The organism is Paenibacillus sp. 1-8 (assembly GCF_056316205.1).
On sequence record NZ_CM149995.1, the window covers coordinates 2,317,143 to 2,333,931 of the forward strand.

A 16,789-nucleotide genomic window follows, 5' to 3' on the forward strand; every position below is an offset into this window, starting at 1 on the left:
ATAGTTTTTACAGGAGAGGGAGAGACCAGATGATAAAAGAACAAACTTATCCCAATGCGGATAAGCTTATGCGTGTGTTGGCCTTCACACTTGTTTTTTCAGTGATGAACGCCTTTATGTTTAATGTAGTCATGCCTGTGATTCGTCAGGAGTTCCATATTAGTGCTTCCGATGTGAGCTGGCTGTTAACCGGTTATATGATTGTGTATGCGGTTGGCTCAGTGACCTACGGTAAGCTGGCGGACAAATACCGTCTCAAGGATTTATTGACGTTTGGGATTATCTTTTTTGCGTTAGGTTCGCTTATTGGTCTGTTGGCCAATCAATTTTGGATGCTGATTGTAGCCCGTTTGCTTCAGGCCGCAGGGGCTGCTGTCATCCCGGCAACGGCTATGATCGTTCCTGTCCGTTATTTCTCTGCTGAAAAAAGAGGACGCGCCTTGGGCGTTACAGCAATTGGCTTGGCCCTGGGTACGGCACTGGCTCCGATTATATCCGGTTTGATTACAGGCTTTGCAAGTTGGCGCTTTTTGTTCCTTATTTCCATGCTGCCGCTTATCGCCTTGCCGTTTTTTCGCAAATATTTGGACGACCAGCGGGGAGAGAATCAGAAATTTGATTTTCTGGGTGGATTGCTGCTGGGCGGAACGGTAGCCTTCTTACTGCTTTCCATTTCGCAAAGCAGTATTATATTTTTTCTGGTCGGTATTGTGCTGTTTGCTCTGTTTATATGGCGGATCGCCACCGCTAAAGATCCATTCATTCAGCCCAAGCTGTTCCGCAACAAGCAATATTCTTACGGATTACTTATAGCCTTTTTGGGAGCAGGGGTCAGCTTTGGGCTGCCGTACCTGGCGCCGCAGTTTCTGAACAGTCTCAATCAGCTTACACCTGCAACGATTGGATTGATTATGTTTCCGGCGGCCATTGCGTCGGCGTTGCTTGGTAAAAGCGGTGGGCGTTTGGCCGATAGCAAAGGAAATTCATTTCTAGTCTACACGGCAGTTACGTTTATGTTTATCTGCTTTATCAGCTTGTCTACCTTTGTTGGCGCGTCTCCGTATCTCATTTTATTTTTGCTCATTTTCGGAAACGTAGGTCAAACCTTTATGCAGATTGCCATGTCTAATACGATTTCCCGTACCTTGTCGAGGGATCAGATTGGTGTTGGAATGGGGCTGCTGTCTCTGCTGAATTTTATTTCCGGTGCAGTGACGACCAGTATTTTGGGTAAAACGCTAGATAGCTCGTCTACCTTTCACCTGAATCCTGTCGTATCCAACGTGCAGGTGTTCAATTTTAGTAATATATTTACAGTTCTTGCGCTGATTGCGCTCGCAACCATGGGACTTTACGCTTTGCAGTTTCGCCGGGGCCCACGCCGCAATACGACTGCTGCCCAGCAAGGATAAACATTTTATGCAAACTCATGCCAAAACAAGGGTATAATATAGAAGGAAAAGTTCATCTACGGAAGGATGGAGTGTCCGGCATGACAAGAAACCTTCAATATGTACCCTATGGCTATGAGCCTCCAGTCGAGACGCATAAAGGGACTATGATCTATTATGATACGTTTGAGCAGATTACAGCCAGGGAACTGGAGATTTTTGCTAAAACGGGAGCTGCGCTATCCTTTAAAAAGCTGGTACTATACCCGTTACATGAGGAAACAGTTAGGAGAATGTGGAAGCAGCCGGTTCGCTCATATTACAAGCGGGTGGACGACCTTGGGGAGTGGCAGCGAGAGCAGGCTTTGAGCGCTGTTGTAATCGAGAGCTGGGAAGGTAAACGCAAAAAGTATACGCCGATTGAAGCAGCAATCCGTTTTCTGGCGGAAAAATATCCTCCCCCGCTTTTTCTGTATATGAATCCTGAAACTGCAAATTTGTGTGCATCCTATGCATCGTTCGATGAATGGATCAGAAACGTCAGATTGGTGCTTTCGACCGAACCATTGGAACTTCATCCGAAGCTGGCACAGTACTGTAATCGCTGGAATACAGTAGAAGAAGCGATAAACCGTCAGTCAAAGGTTGACAAAGAGCACCCTGAATTATAGAATGGAACTAACCGTAAAAATTACTATTGTAATTGAATACCATGTATTCCATTTAAGGAGGAAGAGAAATGCGCGTAATTGTTACCTTGGCATGCACCGAATCTGGTGATCGCAATTATACAACAACCAAGAACAAAAGAAATCATCCGGAGCGTCTTGAAATGAAAAAATACTCTCCGCGTCTGAAAAAGTACACGATCCATCGTGAAACTAGATAATTTGGGGCTTGCTACATAGCAACCTGAATTGTTTTGCATCCTGAAGGGAGCCTGAATTCTACTGAATATAGGGCTTCATGAAAGGAGCCATGGCATGGTCTCTCCACTTCATGTTGAAGAAATCGTGTTAAGTTTGCAAAAGCCTGCGTTATGGAACCGGCGAAAACTTGAATTAGTCCAGTGGATAGAGCGTCCAAAGATAAAGTTTGCACCTAAGCAACGGCCTTTTTTCATGGCTGTACGATAGATGCCGAGCTGCATGGTACGCTTTGCCTTTTGAATCGAAAGCACGTGGCTACCGAGTTCTCCTGTGCTGGTGTCAGCATTTGGGACGAGCCGGAGGACCATTCACTATATGCTTATATAACGATGAAGGCTGACGAAAGATCGGGGGCGTTCGTGCAATGGGCGATGCGATATATACGGCATCGTTTGCTTGTCGTTTACGAACCTGAGCGCAACCGTTACGATCTGTCGTCTTTTTTTCTGGGGCATAATCGTTCCTTTTGCCAACTGATGGAGTATTGCGCCAGTACGTATGAGTTTGAACCAATAAAATAATATGAAAGCTTAGGTGAAATAATATGAAAAAAGATCTTCATCCAACATTGAACAAAGTTATCTTTTTGGACCCTAGCTGTGGATTCTCTTTCCTGAGTGCTTCCACTAAGTATTCCCAAGAAACGATGGAATGGGAAGACGGCAACACATACCCGGTTATCCGTGTAGATACCAGCTCCGCTTCCCACCCGTTCTTCACTGGTAAACAAAGAAACGTGGATATCGGTGGACGTGTGGATCGCTTTAACAAAAAATATAACCTTTAAAACAAGACGAGCGTTATGTTCGCGGATTATACAAATAATTCGTGAACATCGCTTTTTTATTATCTACAGATAGTTACATACGCAAATGAGAACAACAAATCATTTTACACAATCGAAATTGAAGACTCTTAGTGGATATTGGTGTTTTGGATGAGATTCATGGTTATTGTGACCGTTGTACGGATTAATTACGTAAGAAGTCTTAATGAGTGAACCCCCCGACAGAAGTGGAGGGTTCTTCTTTTATATCAAAGCAGATGTACCGATTAAAGCGAAATAAAGCACTGCTCCCATTGGTCGGCAATGGATGCTTTGTCGAGCTGCTTTCCAATGAGCGTGACATACCCCTGACTCACGGGGAGCGCTGTGGGTTGCCACTCCAGGTGACTGCCTGAAAATTGCAAAAGCATCGTACCTTCGTGCGGAAGCACGCAATAGCCTTTCGCCCGAAGCAGCGAGGAACCGAGCCCGGTCAGGAAGCTTTCCAATCGTTGCTTTTCAAGTGGCTGTGGAGAATATTGATGCAGCGTTAAGCTCTCCAGACGGGAAAACGAATGGGGCTGGTTGGCATCGTGGTTAGGGCTATGACTGTGCGCAGAAATGACTTTGAATGCCGTACTTCTGGAGATACTGCCAGGTCGTCCGATACTTTTGGAGGAAACAGGAACGGACGCTGCTGCTGCATCGGTTCGCTGCGCCTGTGCTGATGTGGGTTGAGTTACCTGTACAGGTTTTGCGGCAACGGATACGGAGGCCAGAACAGGCTCTAGCAGTGGTTCAAGGTCAACCCGGCTATATTCAGCGGTTTGCAGCTTGGCCGTATCGTTGAGCTTGCGGATGCTTTTGACGACCTTCGACACTTCACGGCTACTTGCGACATCCGTCTTGTTCACCACAATGAAGTCTGCGGTGCGCAGCTGTCCGTGCAGGGTCCGAACCAGCTCCTTATCCGCGGTGAAGCGGCTGTTGTATTCGTGAAAAAGCTTAGCGTCCACAACACTGATGCTGTGAACCAGATACAGCCGATCTGCCAGCAGCGGGGAGCGAAGCTCTTCCAGCACTTGCTCAGGGTTGGCAACCCCGGTGGTTTCCATGAAGATCAGATCCGGCTCCTGACTGAGCAGGGTGTGCAGAGCGCCTGCCAGTTCATTTCTTTTGCTGCAACAAATGCAGCCCTCCAGTAGTTCCTCGACCGATACGTCGGGCATTTCTTCAGAAATAATGGCACCGTCTACATCGTATTCACCCATTTCGTTCATTAATACAGCGGGACGGAGCGGAAGTTGGCGGGTATGGGCCAGCAAGCGCAGAAGCAGTGTTGTTTTGCCGCTTCCAAGAAAACCACTGATTAAAATCACAGGAACCTTGTTCATCATTCTTCCTCCTTAATAAGTTTAGTGTACTGCATTCAAGCGATCAAAGGTGGCTACCGAGTCGGCCTGAGTATAAACATAGGGGGATTCCGGCTGCGCGACAGCAGTTATTTTCTCGGATCGAATTTCGAGTACGGGTACATTGTCTTTTTGTGTGGCATGTAATGTTCCTTCAATAGTCACCCACGTATCCTTGTCAAAGGACGGTGCCTTCTTGGATTGGATGATGATCCCGAAAGGCATGGCATCGGCAGTACAGCACATAACGAGGAATCTTCCTACCGCAAACAGACCATTGCCCGGCAGGCTGCCGTCTTTATAGACAAAGCCAGTCACCTGCACCTTTTTTCCTTCAAAAGCGTGCTTATACAATTCGATGGCTCCAATGGTTTCGGAAAAAATCTCCGGTTTGATCTGTATGGTCGGCTGCTGGTAAAGACGTTTCGCCAGCTCGGCAAATTCTACGTTGTATTTATCAGGTGGAACGAACAGCTTATCCAGCGTTTCCTGACTCCATTTTCCCCCTGAAGGGAGTGAAGCTGGAGTAGAAGATACGGTTGATAACATGGAGACTTCCGGTGCTTTTGTGGTCTGAATATCTGTTTTGCGTCGGATCTCCGGGTTGGGATACGTGAAGGACATGCCTTTTTTGGCCGCCATGTCACTGCCAAGCGCCTGATTGGGCAGCAGAGAACCGAATAGCAGCGGAATGAGCAGCATTCCGTATACAAGTATTTTTTTTACCCAGCTTTGTGGCAACGGATGCTCACAATCACATAAATCCTCGCCTTCCTGCTCCCCGGCTATGCCGTGCCACGCCATAGCCAAGGCGATAAACAGCAGGGGTATGGGGCAGAGCAGGAGCAGCTTTTGCATTTGCGGAGCCAAGTAGTAATGAAGGGAATTCGATTGACTCAATGTGATGATATACACAGCCAATCCAATCATGAGCAAGGAGCGCATGCCATACTGCCAGCGGATGCTAAAGGTTGAATTCACGTTCGTAATCACCTCCCCAATAACCATTCAGCAGCTATAGAGCCCACCAGGACAAGCGAAACAATAAGCAAGCACAGGACGGCGACAAATTTGGTGCGGAAGGTGCTTAGCAGCATGAGCGTGCCTTTGAAATCCAGCATTGGGCCGAGTACAAGAAAGGATGCCAGCGGACCCAGTGTAAAGGTATGCGAAAAAGCAGTAGCGACGAAGGCATCGGAGGTGGAGCATAGCGACAGGACGTAGGCAAAGCCCATCATAAAGGCGTACGAGCCAGCCGTTCCACCACTTAACGAAAGCATTTCATCACGCGGGATGAAGGTCTGGATGCAGGCTGTCAGCAACGCGCCGATAATGAGATATTTGCTCATGTCCAAAAATTCGTCGCCAGCATGTACAAAAAAGCCCCGCCATGTGCGATTATGCCGATGAGTCTGGTTGCTCTGCTTTTGCGGGTTAAAAGAGAGCAACGACCGTTTGAGCGGATGCACACGCACAAAGGCATACACGATCAGCCCGATGATTGCAGAAACGACAAAGGCCAGCCCCATTCGAACGGCAGTGACCTCGGGATGGGAAGGAAACGCCATCATCGTCGCAGCCATCACCACAGGATTGATAATCGGCCCGCTTAAAATAAAGGTGATGCCCATATAGGCAGGCATTCCCTTGAGCATCAATTGGCGAACGACAGGGATCATGCCGCATTCACAGATGGGAAACAGTAGACCCAGCAAGGAGGCCAGCAGGACACCCGGCACAGGATGCGCAGGCGCTATTTTGCGAATCCATGTTTCCGGTACGAGCCATTGCAAAAGGGATGAGACGAGCACGCCGATAAGGAGAAACGGGACAGCTTCCAGAAAGATGCCCATAAATACCGTTTTTAACGGCTGTAGCTGACTCGTATCTAACGAACGAATCCACCGGGGAGATAGCGTAACAAGCACAGGGATGAGAAAGGCAAACGGAATCATAAAAGGCAGCATCTTCAACAGCGTACTGTTTTTCATTCTACGTCTCCTTGGGAATAAGGGTTCTTGTCTACATCCTATGCCTGCAATGGGACAAACATGACCGCTGAATCGTGCTTGAATCACCCCCTATATTGACAAATCCGAACGTATTCATATATATTTATGCTCATTAATCGTAATTATTACTATTAAATATCACTAAACGATTGCAAGAAGGAAATTTTTACGGTACGATCCTTATTAAAACGTTGTAAAGACAAGGAGGATTTTATGATACCGATTGTTGTTTTATCCGGATTTCTGGGCAGCGGTAAAACAACTCTTCTTCAGCATGCGCTGGCTTATTATAAAGGGCAGGGGCTCAAGCCGGCTATTTTGATGAATGAGTTGGGTGATGTTAATTTGGACGGCAGTTTGGTGAACGGTCAGGCTCCCATGAAGGAAATGCTTAGTGGTTGCATATGCTGTACCATTCGCGGAGATTTAGGCGTGGAGCTGATGAATCTTGCCGAGGAATATAAGCCGGACGTGATTATCGTTGAATGTACCGGAGTGGCCAATCCGCTGGAAATTGTAGATGCGGTGACAGATGCCTCCATCTATTCCTCAATGATTTTACAATCCGTTATTACGGTGGTGGATGCGCGTCAATTTCTGGATTTTGCCTCGGGCAACGAGAGAAGCAAGTCACATCGCTTGATGCAGGATCAGCTTCGATGCGCTTCCAAGCTGATTATTAACAAGACCGATTTATTGGCTGCGGGGGAGTTGCAGAAGACACAGGCCCTCGTAAAAGAATTAAATCCGTATGCGCTGACGGTGAGCACGCAACGGAGCGACGTGGACGCGGATACTTTTTTCTCCATTCAGGGAGAGGATCGTATGGACGTTTCGCGGCAAAAGGAGTCCACGGCCGATAGCGGAAATGATCATCATCATTTAGAAAATCATCTGCACGCTCACGCTCATGATGACCATGCAGACCATCACCATGAGCACGATCATAACCACGAACATGGGGAGCATTATCATTCCTACGACCATGTAGTTGTTCATACGCATTTCTTTGGACAACCTGTGCCACGCTCCGAGTTTGAACAGTTGTTCCGCAGTTTGCCTGCTGAAATTTACCGAGCCAAAGGAATTGTGCGTTTTCTGGAATCAGAGGGTCAGATGATGTTCCAGTTTGCCTACCGGGAGCTGGAAATCATTCCGATTCGCCCGCAAAAGCAGGTGAACGATGTAGCGGTTGTTATGGGCGAAAATTTCTCTGCTTCCGAGATCGAAGAACGGTTGAGAAAGCTGGAAATGGCCGAAAACCATTGACTGGTTCATGACGTCAGGAACGAGCGGCATTTATCCGTCAAAACATAATCCGTCAAAACATAAATCCCACGCTCACCTGGCTGGAAGAGTGCCTTTAACGACAAAAATCTCGGCTCATGTGAGGAGCTTGCCAAACAGGGCGTGACGACTTATGTGCAGGAATCATCAAACAAACCGGGTTCCACATTAGGAGACGTATATCAGGATATACTGAATATTGGACCTGCAAAACATTGACGAACCTTTCCTAAACTGTTAAACTTGCTAATGCGTAAAGGTTACGTTTATCAACGCTTGTTTTTTTATTATCTAATCGTAATAATTACGGTAGATAGTTTCATGAGAATAAACGACCTGGAGAATCTGCGCGGAGGTAAATCGTTCAGATGGCTCCAGGCTTTTTAAAGGAAAGGAAGATCTGCGTCATGTTATTAGCCTCACTGGAACAAGTTACATTTGGCTACGGGGACGTTCCTAATCTGGTGGATGCCAATGTTGAAATTTTTTCTGGCGAATTTGTGGCCATTACCGGGCCGAATGGGGCTTCCAAATCGACAATGCTCAAGTTGTTGCTCGGTTTGCTTCAGCCTTGGAAGGGCAAGGTGTTTATGTCCGACCGTACAGGTGAGGGTAAGAAGCTCGTTGTCGGATTCGTATCGCAGCAAATTGCTGCTTTTAATGGCGGATTTCCAAGTACCATCCTGGAATTTGTCCGTTCAGGAAGATACACTCATGGCTCGTGGTTGCGCCGTATGCGGCCCGAGGATCATGATTTGACAGAGCAGGCGCTTCGTCAGGTAGGTATGTGGGATTTGCGTCATCGTAAAATCGGCGAGCTGTCCGGTGGACAGAAGCAGCGCATTTGTGTGGCACGAGCGCTCGCTCAGGAATCGGATTTGCTCATTTTGGATGAGCCCACGACCGGGATGGATCAGGAAAGCCGCCATCACTTCTACGATCTGATGAATCAGCAGGTTAAGGAATATGGAAGAACCGTAGTCATGGTTACCCATGGACTATCGGAAGTGCAACATTATCTGGATCGTATTATTGAGCTTGAGAGGAAGGAAGATGGCGGATGGAAATGCTGCACTACGACTTCATGCAGCGGGCATTTTGTGCCGGTGGGGTAATTGCACTGCTGGCCTCGGTGCTTGGAGTGTACCTGATGCTGCGGCGTCAGGCTCTGATGGCGGACATGCTATCGCATGTATCGCTGGCAGGGGTGGCAGCGGGTGCCTATCTGGGCATTAATCCGACGATAACTGGTTTTATCGTAGCTATAATCGGAGCGATTATCGTTGAATACGTCCGCAGGTCTTATAAAACGTACAGTGAGATTTCTGTGGCCATTATTATGGTAGGCGGCCTGTCGACGGCTGTTATTTTAATGAACCTGAATCAGAGTATTAATAAAGGATTTTCCGCTTATTTGTTCGGTTCAGTGGTGGCGGTCAATCAGACAGAGCTGATGTTGATGATCGCAGTGGCTGTGATCGGGGGTATTTTCTTTTTCGTATTCCGGCGTCCTTTGTATCAGATTACCTTTGATGAAGAAACGGCGAAGACAAACGGCCTTCCTGTCAAATCCATTTCATTTGCGTTTAGCATTTTGACAGGGATGATTGTAGCCGCTGCAATGCCGATTGTCGGTGTGTTGCTTGTCTCCTCACTGATCGTGTTACCGGCTGCATTGGCGATTCGAATTGCACCGAGCTTTGCCGCAGCCATCTGGATATCTATGGTGACCGCATTGATCGGGGTATTTTCGGGTTTAACTGCATCGTATGAACTGAGTACACCCCCAGGGGGGACGATTGCCATGGTGCTGTTATTATTCCTGATCGTGGGAATCGGTATTCAAAAGCTGGTCCGCAAGCTGGGTAAGCAGCAGGCTTCCCGGCAGAAGAAGCAGCACGCCAGTGAATGAAACAGTTCGTATTCTGAAAAACCAAACAAATAAAGGAGCTATGAACATGAATATATGGTTCAAAAAATCATTTGTATTGTCTGCGGGGCTAGCACTTATTTTGTCTGGCTGCGGAGCCAAATCTGATAATGCAGCTACCAACACTCCCCAAACCGAGCCGAATCAGGCACAAACGACGGACAGCGGCAAAAAGCTGAAAGTGGTTACCACTTTTTATCCGATGTATGAGTTTACAAAGCAGGTCGCTGGAGATCATGCTGATGTAACCGCGCTGATTCCTGCTGGTGCTGAGCCGCATGACTGGGAGCCAAGCGCCAAAGATATGGCACAGGTAAAGGATGCTGACGTTTTTGTATATAACGGTATCGTGGAAGGCTGGGCAGAGCAGGCTTTGAGCAGCGCGTCTAACGACAAGCGTGTTGTGGTTGAAGCAAGCAAAGGGCTGAACCTGATGGAAGGTACTGCTGAGGAAGAAGGAGAAGCGCACGCAGAGGAAGGCCATGCTCACGATCATGTGCTGGACCCTCATGTATGGCTTGATCCAGTCTTGGCCCAAAAGGAAGTAGAGTCTATTGAAGCAGGGCTGGTAAAAGCCGATCCTGCAAACAAAGCTGATTATGAAAAAAATGCTGATGCTTACATCGCCAAGCTGAAAGAGCTGGATACCGAGTTCAAAACAGGTCTGAAAGATGTAAAACGTAAAGACTTTATTACCCAGCATGCTGCTTTTGGTTATTTGGCTAAGCAATATGGTCTAACCCAAGTACCAATTTCTGGATTATCTCCGGAGCAAGAGCCTACACCGGACAAGCTGGTGGGTATTATCAAATTTGCCAAAGAGAATAATGTTAAAACGATTTTCTTTGAAACCCTTGTTGATCCAAAGGTCGCTGAGACCGTAGCTACTGAAATCGGTGCAAAAATCGATGTATTGAATCCGCTCGAAGGACTGACGGATGAAGACAAGCAGAAGAATCTCGACTACCTTGGCGTTATGAAAAACAACATGGAGGCTTTGAAAAAGGCTCTGAATGAATAAGACTGTAAACTGACATTGGAACGACTCCGGTGTCAGTTTTTTATGTCTATATAAGCTAAACTCAAAAGTTACCTATCGTGCCACTGCGCATCTGGATGGTGCTTCCCATCGCCACCGCCCCCGGATTTCTTGAATAAAGCCTATAATGAGGATAGAAATCCGGGGACAAAAGCGACCGCTTCACTTGTACAGCACCATCCGTTTGCGGAATGGTGCGATAGGTAACTTTAAGTCCAGCTTATATAGTGCAAAGGTTCCAGTGGATACCTAGTACTTTGTGATCTTCACCCTAGAGAAATAATTTACGTCATTGTGAAACGATTTTTTGAAAACTAATTCAATAGTATCTAGTTTGAAATTCCGTTTGTAATCCTATGGTAGCGTTTTTGTTTTTACAGATTTTTTCTATTAACTTCAGTTATTATTTCACCGATATTGAACTTGGATATGCATTTTGTTCAGCAGTCAGCATCTGAATGAAGAAGTACGATATATAAAACGACAGGAGAGATTAACCTTGGCAACAATTATAGTCGTCGACGATTCTTTATTTATGCGATCTGTACTTAAGGATATTTTTTTGGATTTGGGTCACTCTGTTATTGCGGAGGCGGAAAATGGGTATGATGCTGTTTTGAAATACTCGAACCTTCGTCCCGATCTAATCACGATGGATATCAATATGCCCAAGATGGATGGACTTGAGGCTGTTGAAAAGATTATAGGGCTTGATCCCGAGGCTAAAATTTTAATGTGCTCTGCTTTGGGTCAGCAAGAAGCGATTATCAAAGCATTTCAGGCAGGTGCAAAGGATTTTATTGTTAAACCATTTCAAATGGAGAGAGTTGTGAATGCAATCACAAAAATATTTGGTAGTTGATTAATCGATTTAACCGTACCTGTTCATGATGATGGCTGCAATCCATAAGTTGAACAAGAGAGCATTTCTATGACATAAGATTTAATTTACATAAATATAAAGCATCTTGAAAATGAGTAAGAGGGCTGTGATTTAAATGAATGTGGAGATGAATAGGATGAGCAATCGGGTTTTATCTCAAAAAGTATTTATCGATGAACTGATCACTACGATTAAGAAAGGAGGGCTTGTCCCTGTAAGCTATGAACACCTCATTAGCGAGCAACGAGAAAGAATAGATGCTCTTAACAGTGAACTTACCGCGCGTATAGAGGGGCTGGAAACGGATTTAATTCCTAATGAGACACACTCCATTCCCTTTTCCAATGGTGAAATTATTTTTCTTGCTCGTTATATTGTACTCATCGGGGACAACACCGAGGGTTACTTTGTTTTTTACAGAGCTGAAGAATGTGAAAGCCCGGAAGAGTATCATTTTATAACAAGCTCATACCAGCTTTCACATTTGTTACCTGAATTATCTCTTATTTTACAAGAGTATAGTGCTAACGAGCCTGTTGATATTCTGACTTATTGGAATGGCCCAGCCTATCCGCTGAAAGATTTGAATAAAGAGGATATTAAGCTGTCCACCTATGAATTTTAAAGTGAGATACGGGTTGGTGAGTCTAATCGGAAACGTCAAGTGGCAAGCCTCTAATCATTTGGAGGCTTGCTATGTTTTCTCTTAATGTGTGTGCTATATTGTATGTATAATATTAACATGTGTATTTTAAAATTTTCTAAGCTTCATTGATAGGTTAGAGTTCATTTATATAAATTATTAATTACATATGTAAGGGTGGTTGGTTTTGAGTATCAGAAAAGAAGTTGCAGAGGGGATTAGAGATTACAAAACAGCAGGTTCAGCAGAAGGATTTGTTCTATTCGAAATCCTGTTTGTTTCTGTACTCGTTGGTAGATGGGCGGATAGAACTTGGTGGCCAGATGGAGAATGGTGGGTAGGTGCTTGGATTTTTATCGTTTGTCTACTTCTTCTTTTTGTACCTGTAACGTGTTTAATTATGATGGTTGTATTTACTCTAGCTTGTGGTGTAGCGGGATGGATGCTAGGTGACTATTTATTCGAAAATTTAGGTGCTTCTGTGGTGATTTCAATCATTTGCGTAGGATTTGGGCTGATGATGAATGTGCTAGGCTGCCCCAAATTTACTTCAAAACGTTTAGTTCAGGAGTTTTTTGATAAACTTTAAGTAATAAATTCTATATAAGCTGAACTAAAAAATACACATTTAAAACGGAGTAGGCGGAATGGTGCTGTACAAGCGAAGTGGTCGCTTTTGTCCCCGGATTTCTACCTTGATCATAGGCTTAATTCCAGAAATCCGGTGGCGATAGCGATGGGAAGCACCATCCGACTGTGTAGTGGCGCAACAGGCAGCTTTTAAGCTCATTTTATTATAGTTATGCATGTAAAAATTCCCTTGAGAAAGCCAAATCTTCTCAGGGGATTTTTTTACATTGATAATCAAACACATGTTCGCATATAATACAAACAAACGTTCTGATAAGGAGTGAAGGAGCATGCTGGAAAAATACGTGGGACAGATCGTGGAAATCGTGTATATGGACCGAAAGGGCAAGCTGTCTCAGCGACGCATTGAGGTGCATCGTGTGCGGAACGGTTTGATACGGGCCACCTGTTTTCAGACAGGCCAGCCACGCGTTTTTCGATTAGATCAGGTACTGGCATGGCATCCGGTAACCAGAACAGCATAGGAGGCGTTTACGATGGGGAAAAAGCTTGAAGGGAACGGCATATGGGAAAGCTCGCGCATGATCTTGCCTGAGCATCGGGATGCTTATTTGCGACTGATGAAGGAGCAGGGGAGACGCGGCAAGCCGACATTGGACGATCAGGAAATGCAGCAGATTGAGCAGGCGATCATCGTTTCCTATAACGAGCGGAAGCCCATTACGCTGCGGGTATTCAATCCATTTGATGACGAGGAGCTGTGCGGGTTTGTGACGGTGATTAACACGAGTCGGCGGGAAGTGAAGCTGTCCCGTGGGGAAGAGGATTTTAGCTGGATTAAGCTGGAGGAAATTATAGAGGCAGATATATAAAAAAATAGTCCGGTAAGTCGGACTTTTTTTTATGTTCGTTCTGTTGGATGAAAATAAGATTGTAGCCGTAGAAATACAGGCTTAAAATGAATCAGTAATCGCAAAAGGAGGGGTTCAGTTTGAAAATAAGTAAAAACAATGCCGAACATTACATATGGGGAGATCAATGTGATGGTTGGCGTTTGGTGAAAAATAAAGATTTGAGTATTATTCATGAGCGTATGCCCGGGAATACACACGAGGTCAGACATTATCACCATCATGCACGCCAATTCTTCTTTATTTTATCAGGTATATACTTGAAGTGGATGGTGAACGAATCGAATTAGGATCTCAGGAAGGCTGTGAGATTCCTTCTTTGGTCCCTCATCAAATGTTTAACGAAACGAATGAGGATGTTGAGTTTTTGGTGATCTCTCAGCCTGCGAGCAGCGGTGATCGGGTCCTGACTGAAAAATAATATTTCGGCAGACCTAATCAAGCGAAGTTTGACAAGCATTCATTAGTACCGTATAGTGCTAAATATGATGAAGAAAAATAAAACGACGAATCGGGATGTTGTTCTGCACACTGCCACTTCATTGTTCCTGACCCGAGGCTATCATACGACAAGTATGGATGAAATCGTGGCTGTAAGCAACGTATCCAAAACGAACATTTACTACTATTTTAAAAGTAAGGAAGAGTTGCTTTCAGCCATTCTGGATCAACTGATTCAAACGTATAACGAGATGATTTATGAGGTTGCTTCGCGTAAGGATCAGTCTGTTCAGGAACGTTTTGAAATCCTTCTTCAACTGCTGACACAACAAGAGACAGATTGTTTGGGCGGCTGTCCATTTATTACTCTTTATACGCAGATGCCCAAGGATAACCCCTTGTTTCGGGATAAAGTCAGCCAATTTTTCCAAAGCCAAATCACCACCGTGGAGATGTTGCTGAACGAGGGAATGAAGAAATCAGAGATTCAGACTGAACTTCCTGCCAGGTCGACTGCCCAATTCATCGTCTCGGCCATTGAGGGGGCACTTTTTCTGCAACATGCAAGCCAGGACCCGAGCATACTAGAAAATTTAAAATTTACTTTAGCGTTTCTGCTAAAGTGATTTTTTTTAATCATCATTAGCACTGATTGGTACTAAAATATAGAAGGCAGGTTATTTTCATGGCACATATTTTCATCACGGGTGGTACAGGCTTTATCGGCATGCATGCGCTACGGCAGCTTTCCCGGGAGGAGCACACCGTTACCGTTCTTGTTCGTTCACAGCAGAAATGGGAACGAATGTGCAGGCAAATGGGTTTGGAGACAGCCTGGCATACCGGGAAATTAACGCCGGTTATTGGTGATTTAAGCATACCTGCTCTGGGACTGAATCCTTCTGACAGAAAGCGGGTTGAGACCGCAGATGTGGTGATTCACGCAGGAGGTCCGATGGACATTTTGCTGGGAGAGGAGGAAGCGAGAGCGGCTTTTCTACAAGCGGCAGAAGAAATGCTAACTTTGGCTACACATATTCATGCGAGCAAGGGGCTACGACATTTTATCCATTTGGTTGGGTTCAAAAGCCCTTTTAATGATCATAACTGGAATGCCCCGGAGCCTGTCATCGCTCAATTGGAACAAGCACCTCCATACGAGCGTATGAAGTTTCTGGCTGATTTGCATATTCGGCAGGGGGCGCACAGGGAAGGGTTTCCGCTTTCGGTTATCCATTTGAGCGTTGTCATTGGTGACTCTGAGCATGGGGATACGCCTCAAACCGGTGGACTCGGCATTCTCGTGGCTTCTACAGCACGCAAGCTCATGGGTCTCGTTCCCGGGGGGAAGTCTCATTGGCTTCCACTGGTTCACGTAGATCATGCGGCCGAATTTATCAGCGCTCTTGCGAAGGAACCGCGCCCTGTCAATGAAACATACTACTTGATGGATGAAAGGCAACAGAGCCCGACGATGATAGAGCTGGGAACGAATATGGCGAAGGAGCTTCGGCTCCGTAAACCGTTAGGTTCGATTTCACCCGCTTGGCTATCCAAGATACTGGGTACTCCACTTGGTCGAAAGTTGGGTATCCCGAAGGAATCACTCGATTTTATCGTGGACGTGGACTACCCATTAGATGCAACGCGGCGGATTCACCATAAATCCGGGCTGTCACATGCGGTGAATTCCAGCACTTTCCCATTTGTTATTACCGATCTTGATTTTAGAATTATTCATTCCCATGCGGAAACAGATGGATATGTCCGCAGCAGGCGCGGGCCTTTAGCTACACTGGAGCGAAAGGTGGAAAAGGCGAGAAATGAAAATCCAACGATAGTGTTTGTTCACGGTACTTTAAGCGGGGCGGATTGCTTGATACCGCTGGCTGAACATTTTCCTGAATCCTCGGTTTGCCTAGTGGATCTTCCCGGCTTTGGACGCTCTCCATACCATCATAAGGAGGATGCACTGGAAGGCCATATTGAATCGTTAGTACAGGCCATTCAGGCTTTTGAAACGCCGATCCGCCTTGTAGGTCATTCTTTCGGCGGACTGCTGGCTGCTAAAGTATGGGAACGCGTACCTGAGCACATCAGCAGCTTGCATCTGTTGCAGCCTGTATTGCATACCGCTCCGCCTAGGTACAGGAGTGCACGAATTACGGAGAGTGTGCTGGGCAGGCTCAGCGAGCCAGGCTTACAAAAGCAATTGCTTTCGCAGACATGTTTTGAGAGCTTGGGAGATATCCCGCCAACATACGTTACGTATGTTCTTGAAGAAATGCGTTCCCCGCGCGTAAGAAAGACGACTGCGGAAACGCTGGCCATGTTAACGAGGTCAAATAGCTTCCAATTCGCTCCCCAAATATACGAAGCGCGGTCCAAGGAGAAAGTTTCGATTCTGTGGGGGGTGAAGGATCAGATATATAAGCTGCCTGAGCCATTCCGTTCCTTGCACACGCGGGATCTTCCTGCAGCCCATCATTTTCCGATCTCGCAACCGGAGCGAACAGCGCACTGGCTAAAGCAACACATATAAATTATGTCTGAC

General features: G+C 46.0%; 19 protein-coding genes and 3 pseudogenes. 18 read left to right on the top strand and 4 right to left on the bottom strand.

The annotated features are described in order from the left end of the window. The first annotated feature begins 29 nt into the window (after positions 1-29). The 5 genes from AC0WRU_RS10820 to AC0WRU_RS10840 all read left to right on the top strand — a co-directional run bounded on the left by AC0WRU_RS10820 (position 30) and on the right by AC0WRU_RS10840 (position 3,107). On the top strand, positions 30-1,412 hold the full coding sequence (locus AC0WRU_RS10820; protein WP_476128273.1) for an MFS transporter: 1,383 nt from the start codon (positions 30-32) through the stop codon (positions 1,410-1,412). An 80-nt stretch (positions 1,413-1,492) separates the two neighbouring features. Beyond that, positions 1,493-2,062: a hypothetical protein gene (locus AC0WRU_RS10825; protein WP_476128274.1), complete on the top strand. Its 570-nt coding sequence runs from the start codon at positions 1,493-1,495 to the stop codon at positions 2,060-2,062. Between the two features lie 68 nt (positions 2,063-2,130). Beyond that, positions 2,131-2,280, top strand: coding sequence for a 50S ribosomal protein L33 (gene rpmG / locus AC0WRU_RS10830; protein WP_007430271.1), 150 nt, complete (start codon positions 2,131-2,133; stop codon positions 2,278-2,280). A gap of 276 nt (positions 2,281-2,556) precedes the next feature. Continuing rightward, positions 2,557-2,841, top strand: coding sequence for a hypothetical protein (locus tag AC0WRU_RS10835; protein WP_476128275.1), 285 nt, complete (start codon positions 2,557-2,559; stop codon positions 2,839-2,841). Between the two features lie 23 nt (positions 2,842-2,864). Next, positions 2,865-3,107 (top strand): type B 50S ribosomal protein L31, encoded by a 243-nt coding sequence (locus AC0WRU_RS10840; protein ID WP_014281334.1) that lies wholly within the window; start codon positions 2,865-2,867, stop codon positions 3,105-3,107. 266 nt (positions 3,108-3,373) lie between these two features. Here AC0WRU_RS10840 and AC0WRU_RS10845 read toward each other — a convergent pair whose 3' ends face one another. The 3 genes from AC0WRU_RS10845 to AC0WRU_RS10855 are packed head-to-tail and all read right to left on the bottom strand — an operon-like array spanning position 3,374 to position 6,489. Further along, complete coding sequence (locus AC0WRU_RS10845) at positions 3,374-4,483, bottom strand: CobW family GTP-binding protein (protein ID WP_476128276.1); 1,110 nt, start codon at positions 4,481-4,483, stop codon at positions 3,374-3,376. Positions 4,484-4,501: 18 nt separating this feature from the next. Continuing rightward, positions 4,502-5,479: a TIGR03943 family putative permease subunit gene (locus AC0WRU_RS10850; protein ID WP_476128278.1), complete on the bottom strand. Its 978-nt coding sequence runs from the start codon at positions 5,477-5,479 to the stop codon at positions 4,502-4,504. An 8-nt stretch (positions 5,480-5,487) separates the two neighbouring features. Then, a complete protein-coding gene (locus tag AC0WRU_RS10855) occupies positions 5,488-6,489 on the bottom strand; it encodes a permease (protein ID WP_476128279.1) in 1,002 nt (333 codons plus the stop codon). A 234-nt stretch (positions 6,490-6,723) separates the two neighbouring features. On the opposite strand from AC0WRU_RS10855, the pseudogene AC0WRU_RS10860 reads away from it, so the two are divergent. The 8 genes and pseudogenes from AC0WRU_RS10860 to AC0WRU_RS10895 all read left to right on the top strand — a co-directional run bounded on the left by AC0WRU_RS10860 (position 6,724) and on the right by AC0WRU_RS10895 (position 12,881). Then, positions 6,724-7,790, top strand: a pseudogene (locus AC0WRU_RS10860) (CobW family GTP-binding protein). Between the two features lie 67 nt (positions 7,791-7,857). Beyond that, positions 7,858-8,001: pseudogene (locus tag AC0WRU_RS10865) on the top strand (ABC transporter substrate-binding protein); the annotation flags it as partial. A 203-nt stretch (positions 8,002-8,204) separates the two neighbouring features. Then, positions 8,205-8,912 (top strand): metal ABC transporter ATP-binding protein, encoded by a 708-nt coding sequence (locus tag AC0WRU_RS10870; RefSeq protein ID WP_025685519.1) that lies wholly within the window; start codon positions 8,205-8,207, stop codon positions 8,910-8,912. Then, positions 8,858-9,709, top strand: a complete 852-nt coding sequence (locus AC0WRU_RS10875; protein WP_476128280.1) for a metal ABC transporter permease — start codon at positions 8,858-8,860, stop codon at positions 9,707-9,709. Before AC0WRU_RS10870 ends, AC0WRU_RS10875 begins: the two co-directional genes overlap by 55 nt. A 46-nt stretch (positions 9,710-9,755) precedes the next feature. Next, a complete protein-coding gene (locus tag AC0WRU_RS10880; RefSeq protein WP_476128281.1) occupies positions 9,756-10,748 on the top strand; it encodes a metal ABC transporter substrate-binding protein in 993 nt (330 codons plus the stop codon). 517 nt (positions 10,749-11,265) lie between these two features. Further along, positions 11,266-11,628: a response regulator gene (locus AC0WRU_RS10885; protein WP_025683614.1), complete on the top strand. Its 363-nt coding sequence runs from the start codon at positions 11,266-11,268 to the stop codon at positions 11,626-11,628. Between the two features lie 157 nt (positions 11,629-11,785). Continuing rightward, positions 11,786-12,274: a hypothetical protein gene (locus tag AC0WRU_RS10890; protein WP_476128282.1), complete on the top strand. Its 489-nt coding sequence runs from the start codon at positions 11,786-11,788 to the stop codon at positions 12,272-12,274. A 205-nt stretch (positions 12,275-12,479) separates the two neighbouring features. Beyond that, positions 12,480-12,881 carry a hypothetical protein gene (locus tag AC0WRU_RS10895; protein WP_025683612.1) on the top strand — a complete coding sequence of 134 codons (402 nt, stop codon included), beginning with the start codon at positions 12,480-12,482 and terminating at the stop codon, positions 12,879-12,881. A 39-nt stretch (positions 12,882-12,920) separates the two neighbouring features. On the opposite strand, the gene AC0WRU_RS10900 is transcribed toward AC0WRU_RS10895, so the two are convergent. Then, positions 12,921-13,100: a hypothetical protein gene (locus AC0WRU_RS10900; RefSeq protein WP_476128283.1), complete on the bottom strand. Its 180-nt coding sequence runs from the start codon at positions 13,098-13,100 to the stop codon at positions 12,921-12,923. 112 nt (positions 13,101-13,212) lie between these two features. Here AC0WRU_RS10900 and AC0WRU_RS10905 point away from each other — a divergent pair, with 112 nt between their 5' ends. From AC0WRU_RS10905 to AC0WRU_RS10925, 5 genes and pseudogenes are all read left to right on the top strand, one after another. Then, complete coding sequence (locus AC0WRU_RS10905; RefSeq protein ID WP_476128284.1) at positions 13,213-13,407, top strand: hypothetical protein; 195 nt, start codon at positions 13,213-13,215, stop codon at positions 13,405-13,407. Between the two features lie 12 nt (positions 13,408-13,419). Continuing rightward, entirely contained in the window at positions 13,420-13,755 is a 336-nt protein-coding gene (locus tag AC0WRU_RS10910; protein ID WP_025683611.1) for a YolD-like family protein, read from the top strand. 119 nt (positions 13,756-13,874) lie between these two features. Then, a pseudogene (locus tag AC0WRU_RS10915) lies at positions 13,875-14,215 on the top strand (cupin domain-containing protein). Between the two features lie 64 nt (positions 14,216-14,279). Beyond that, a complete protein-coding gene (locus AC0WRU_RS10920) occupies positions 14,280-14,861 on the top strand; it encodes a TetR/AcrR family transcriptional regulator (protein WP_245233343.1) in 582 nt (193 codons plus the stop codon). A gap of 59 nt (positions 14,862-14,920) precedes the next feature. Next, positions 14,921-16,777, top strand: coding sequence for an alpha/beta fold hydrolase (locus tag AC0WRU_RS10925; RefSeq protein ID WP_476128285.1), 1,857 nt, complete (start codon positions 14,921-14,923; stop codon positions 16,775-16,777). The last annotated feature ends 12 nt before the right edge of the window (positions 16,778-16,789 follow it).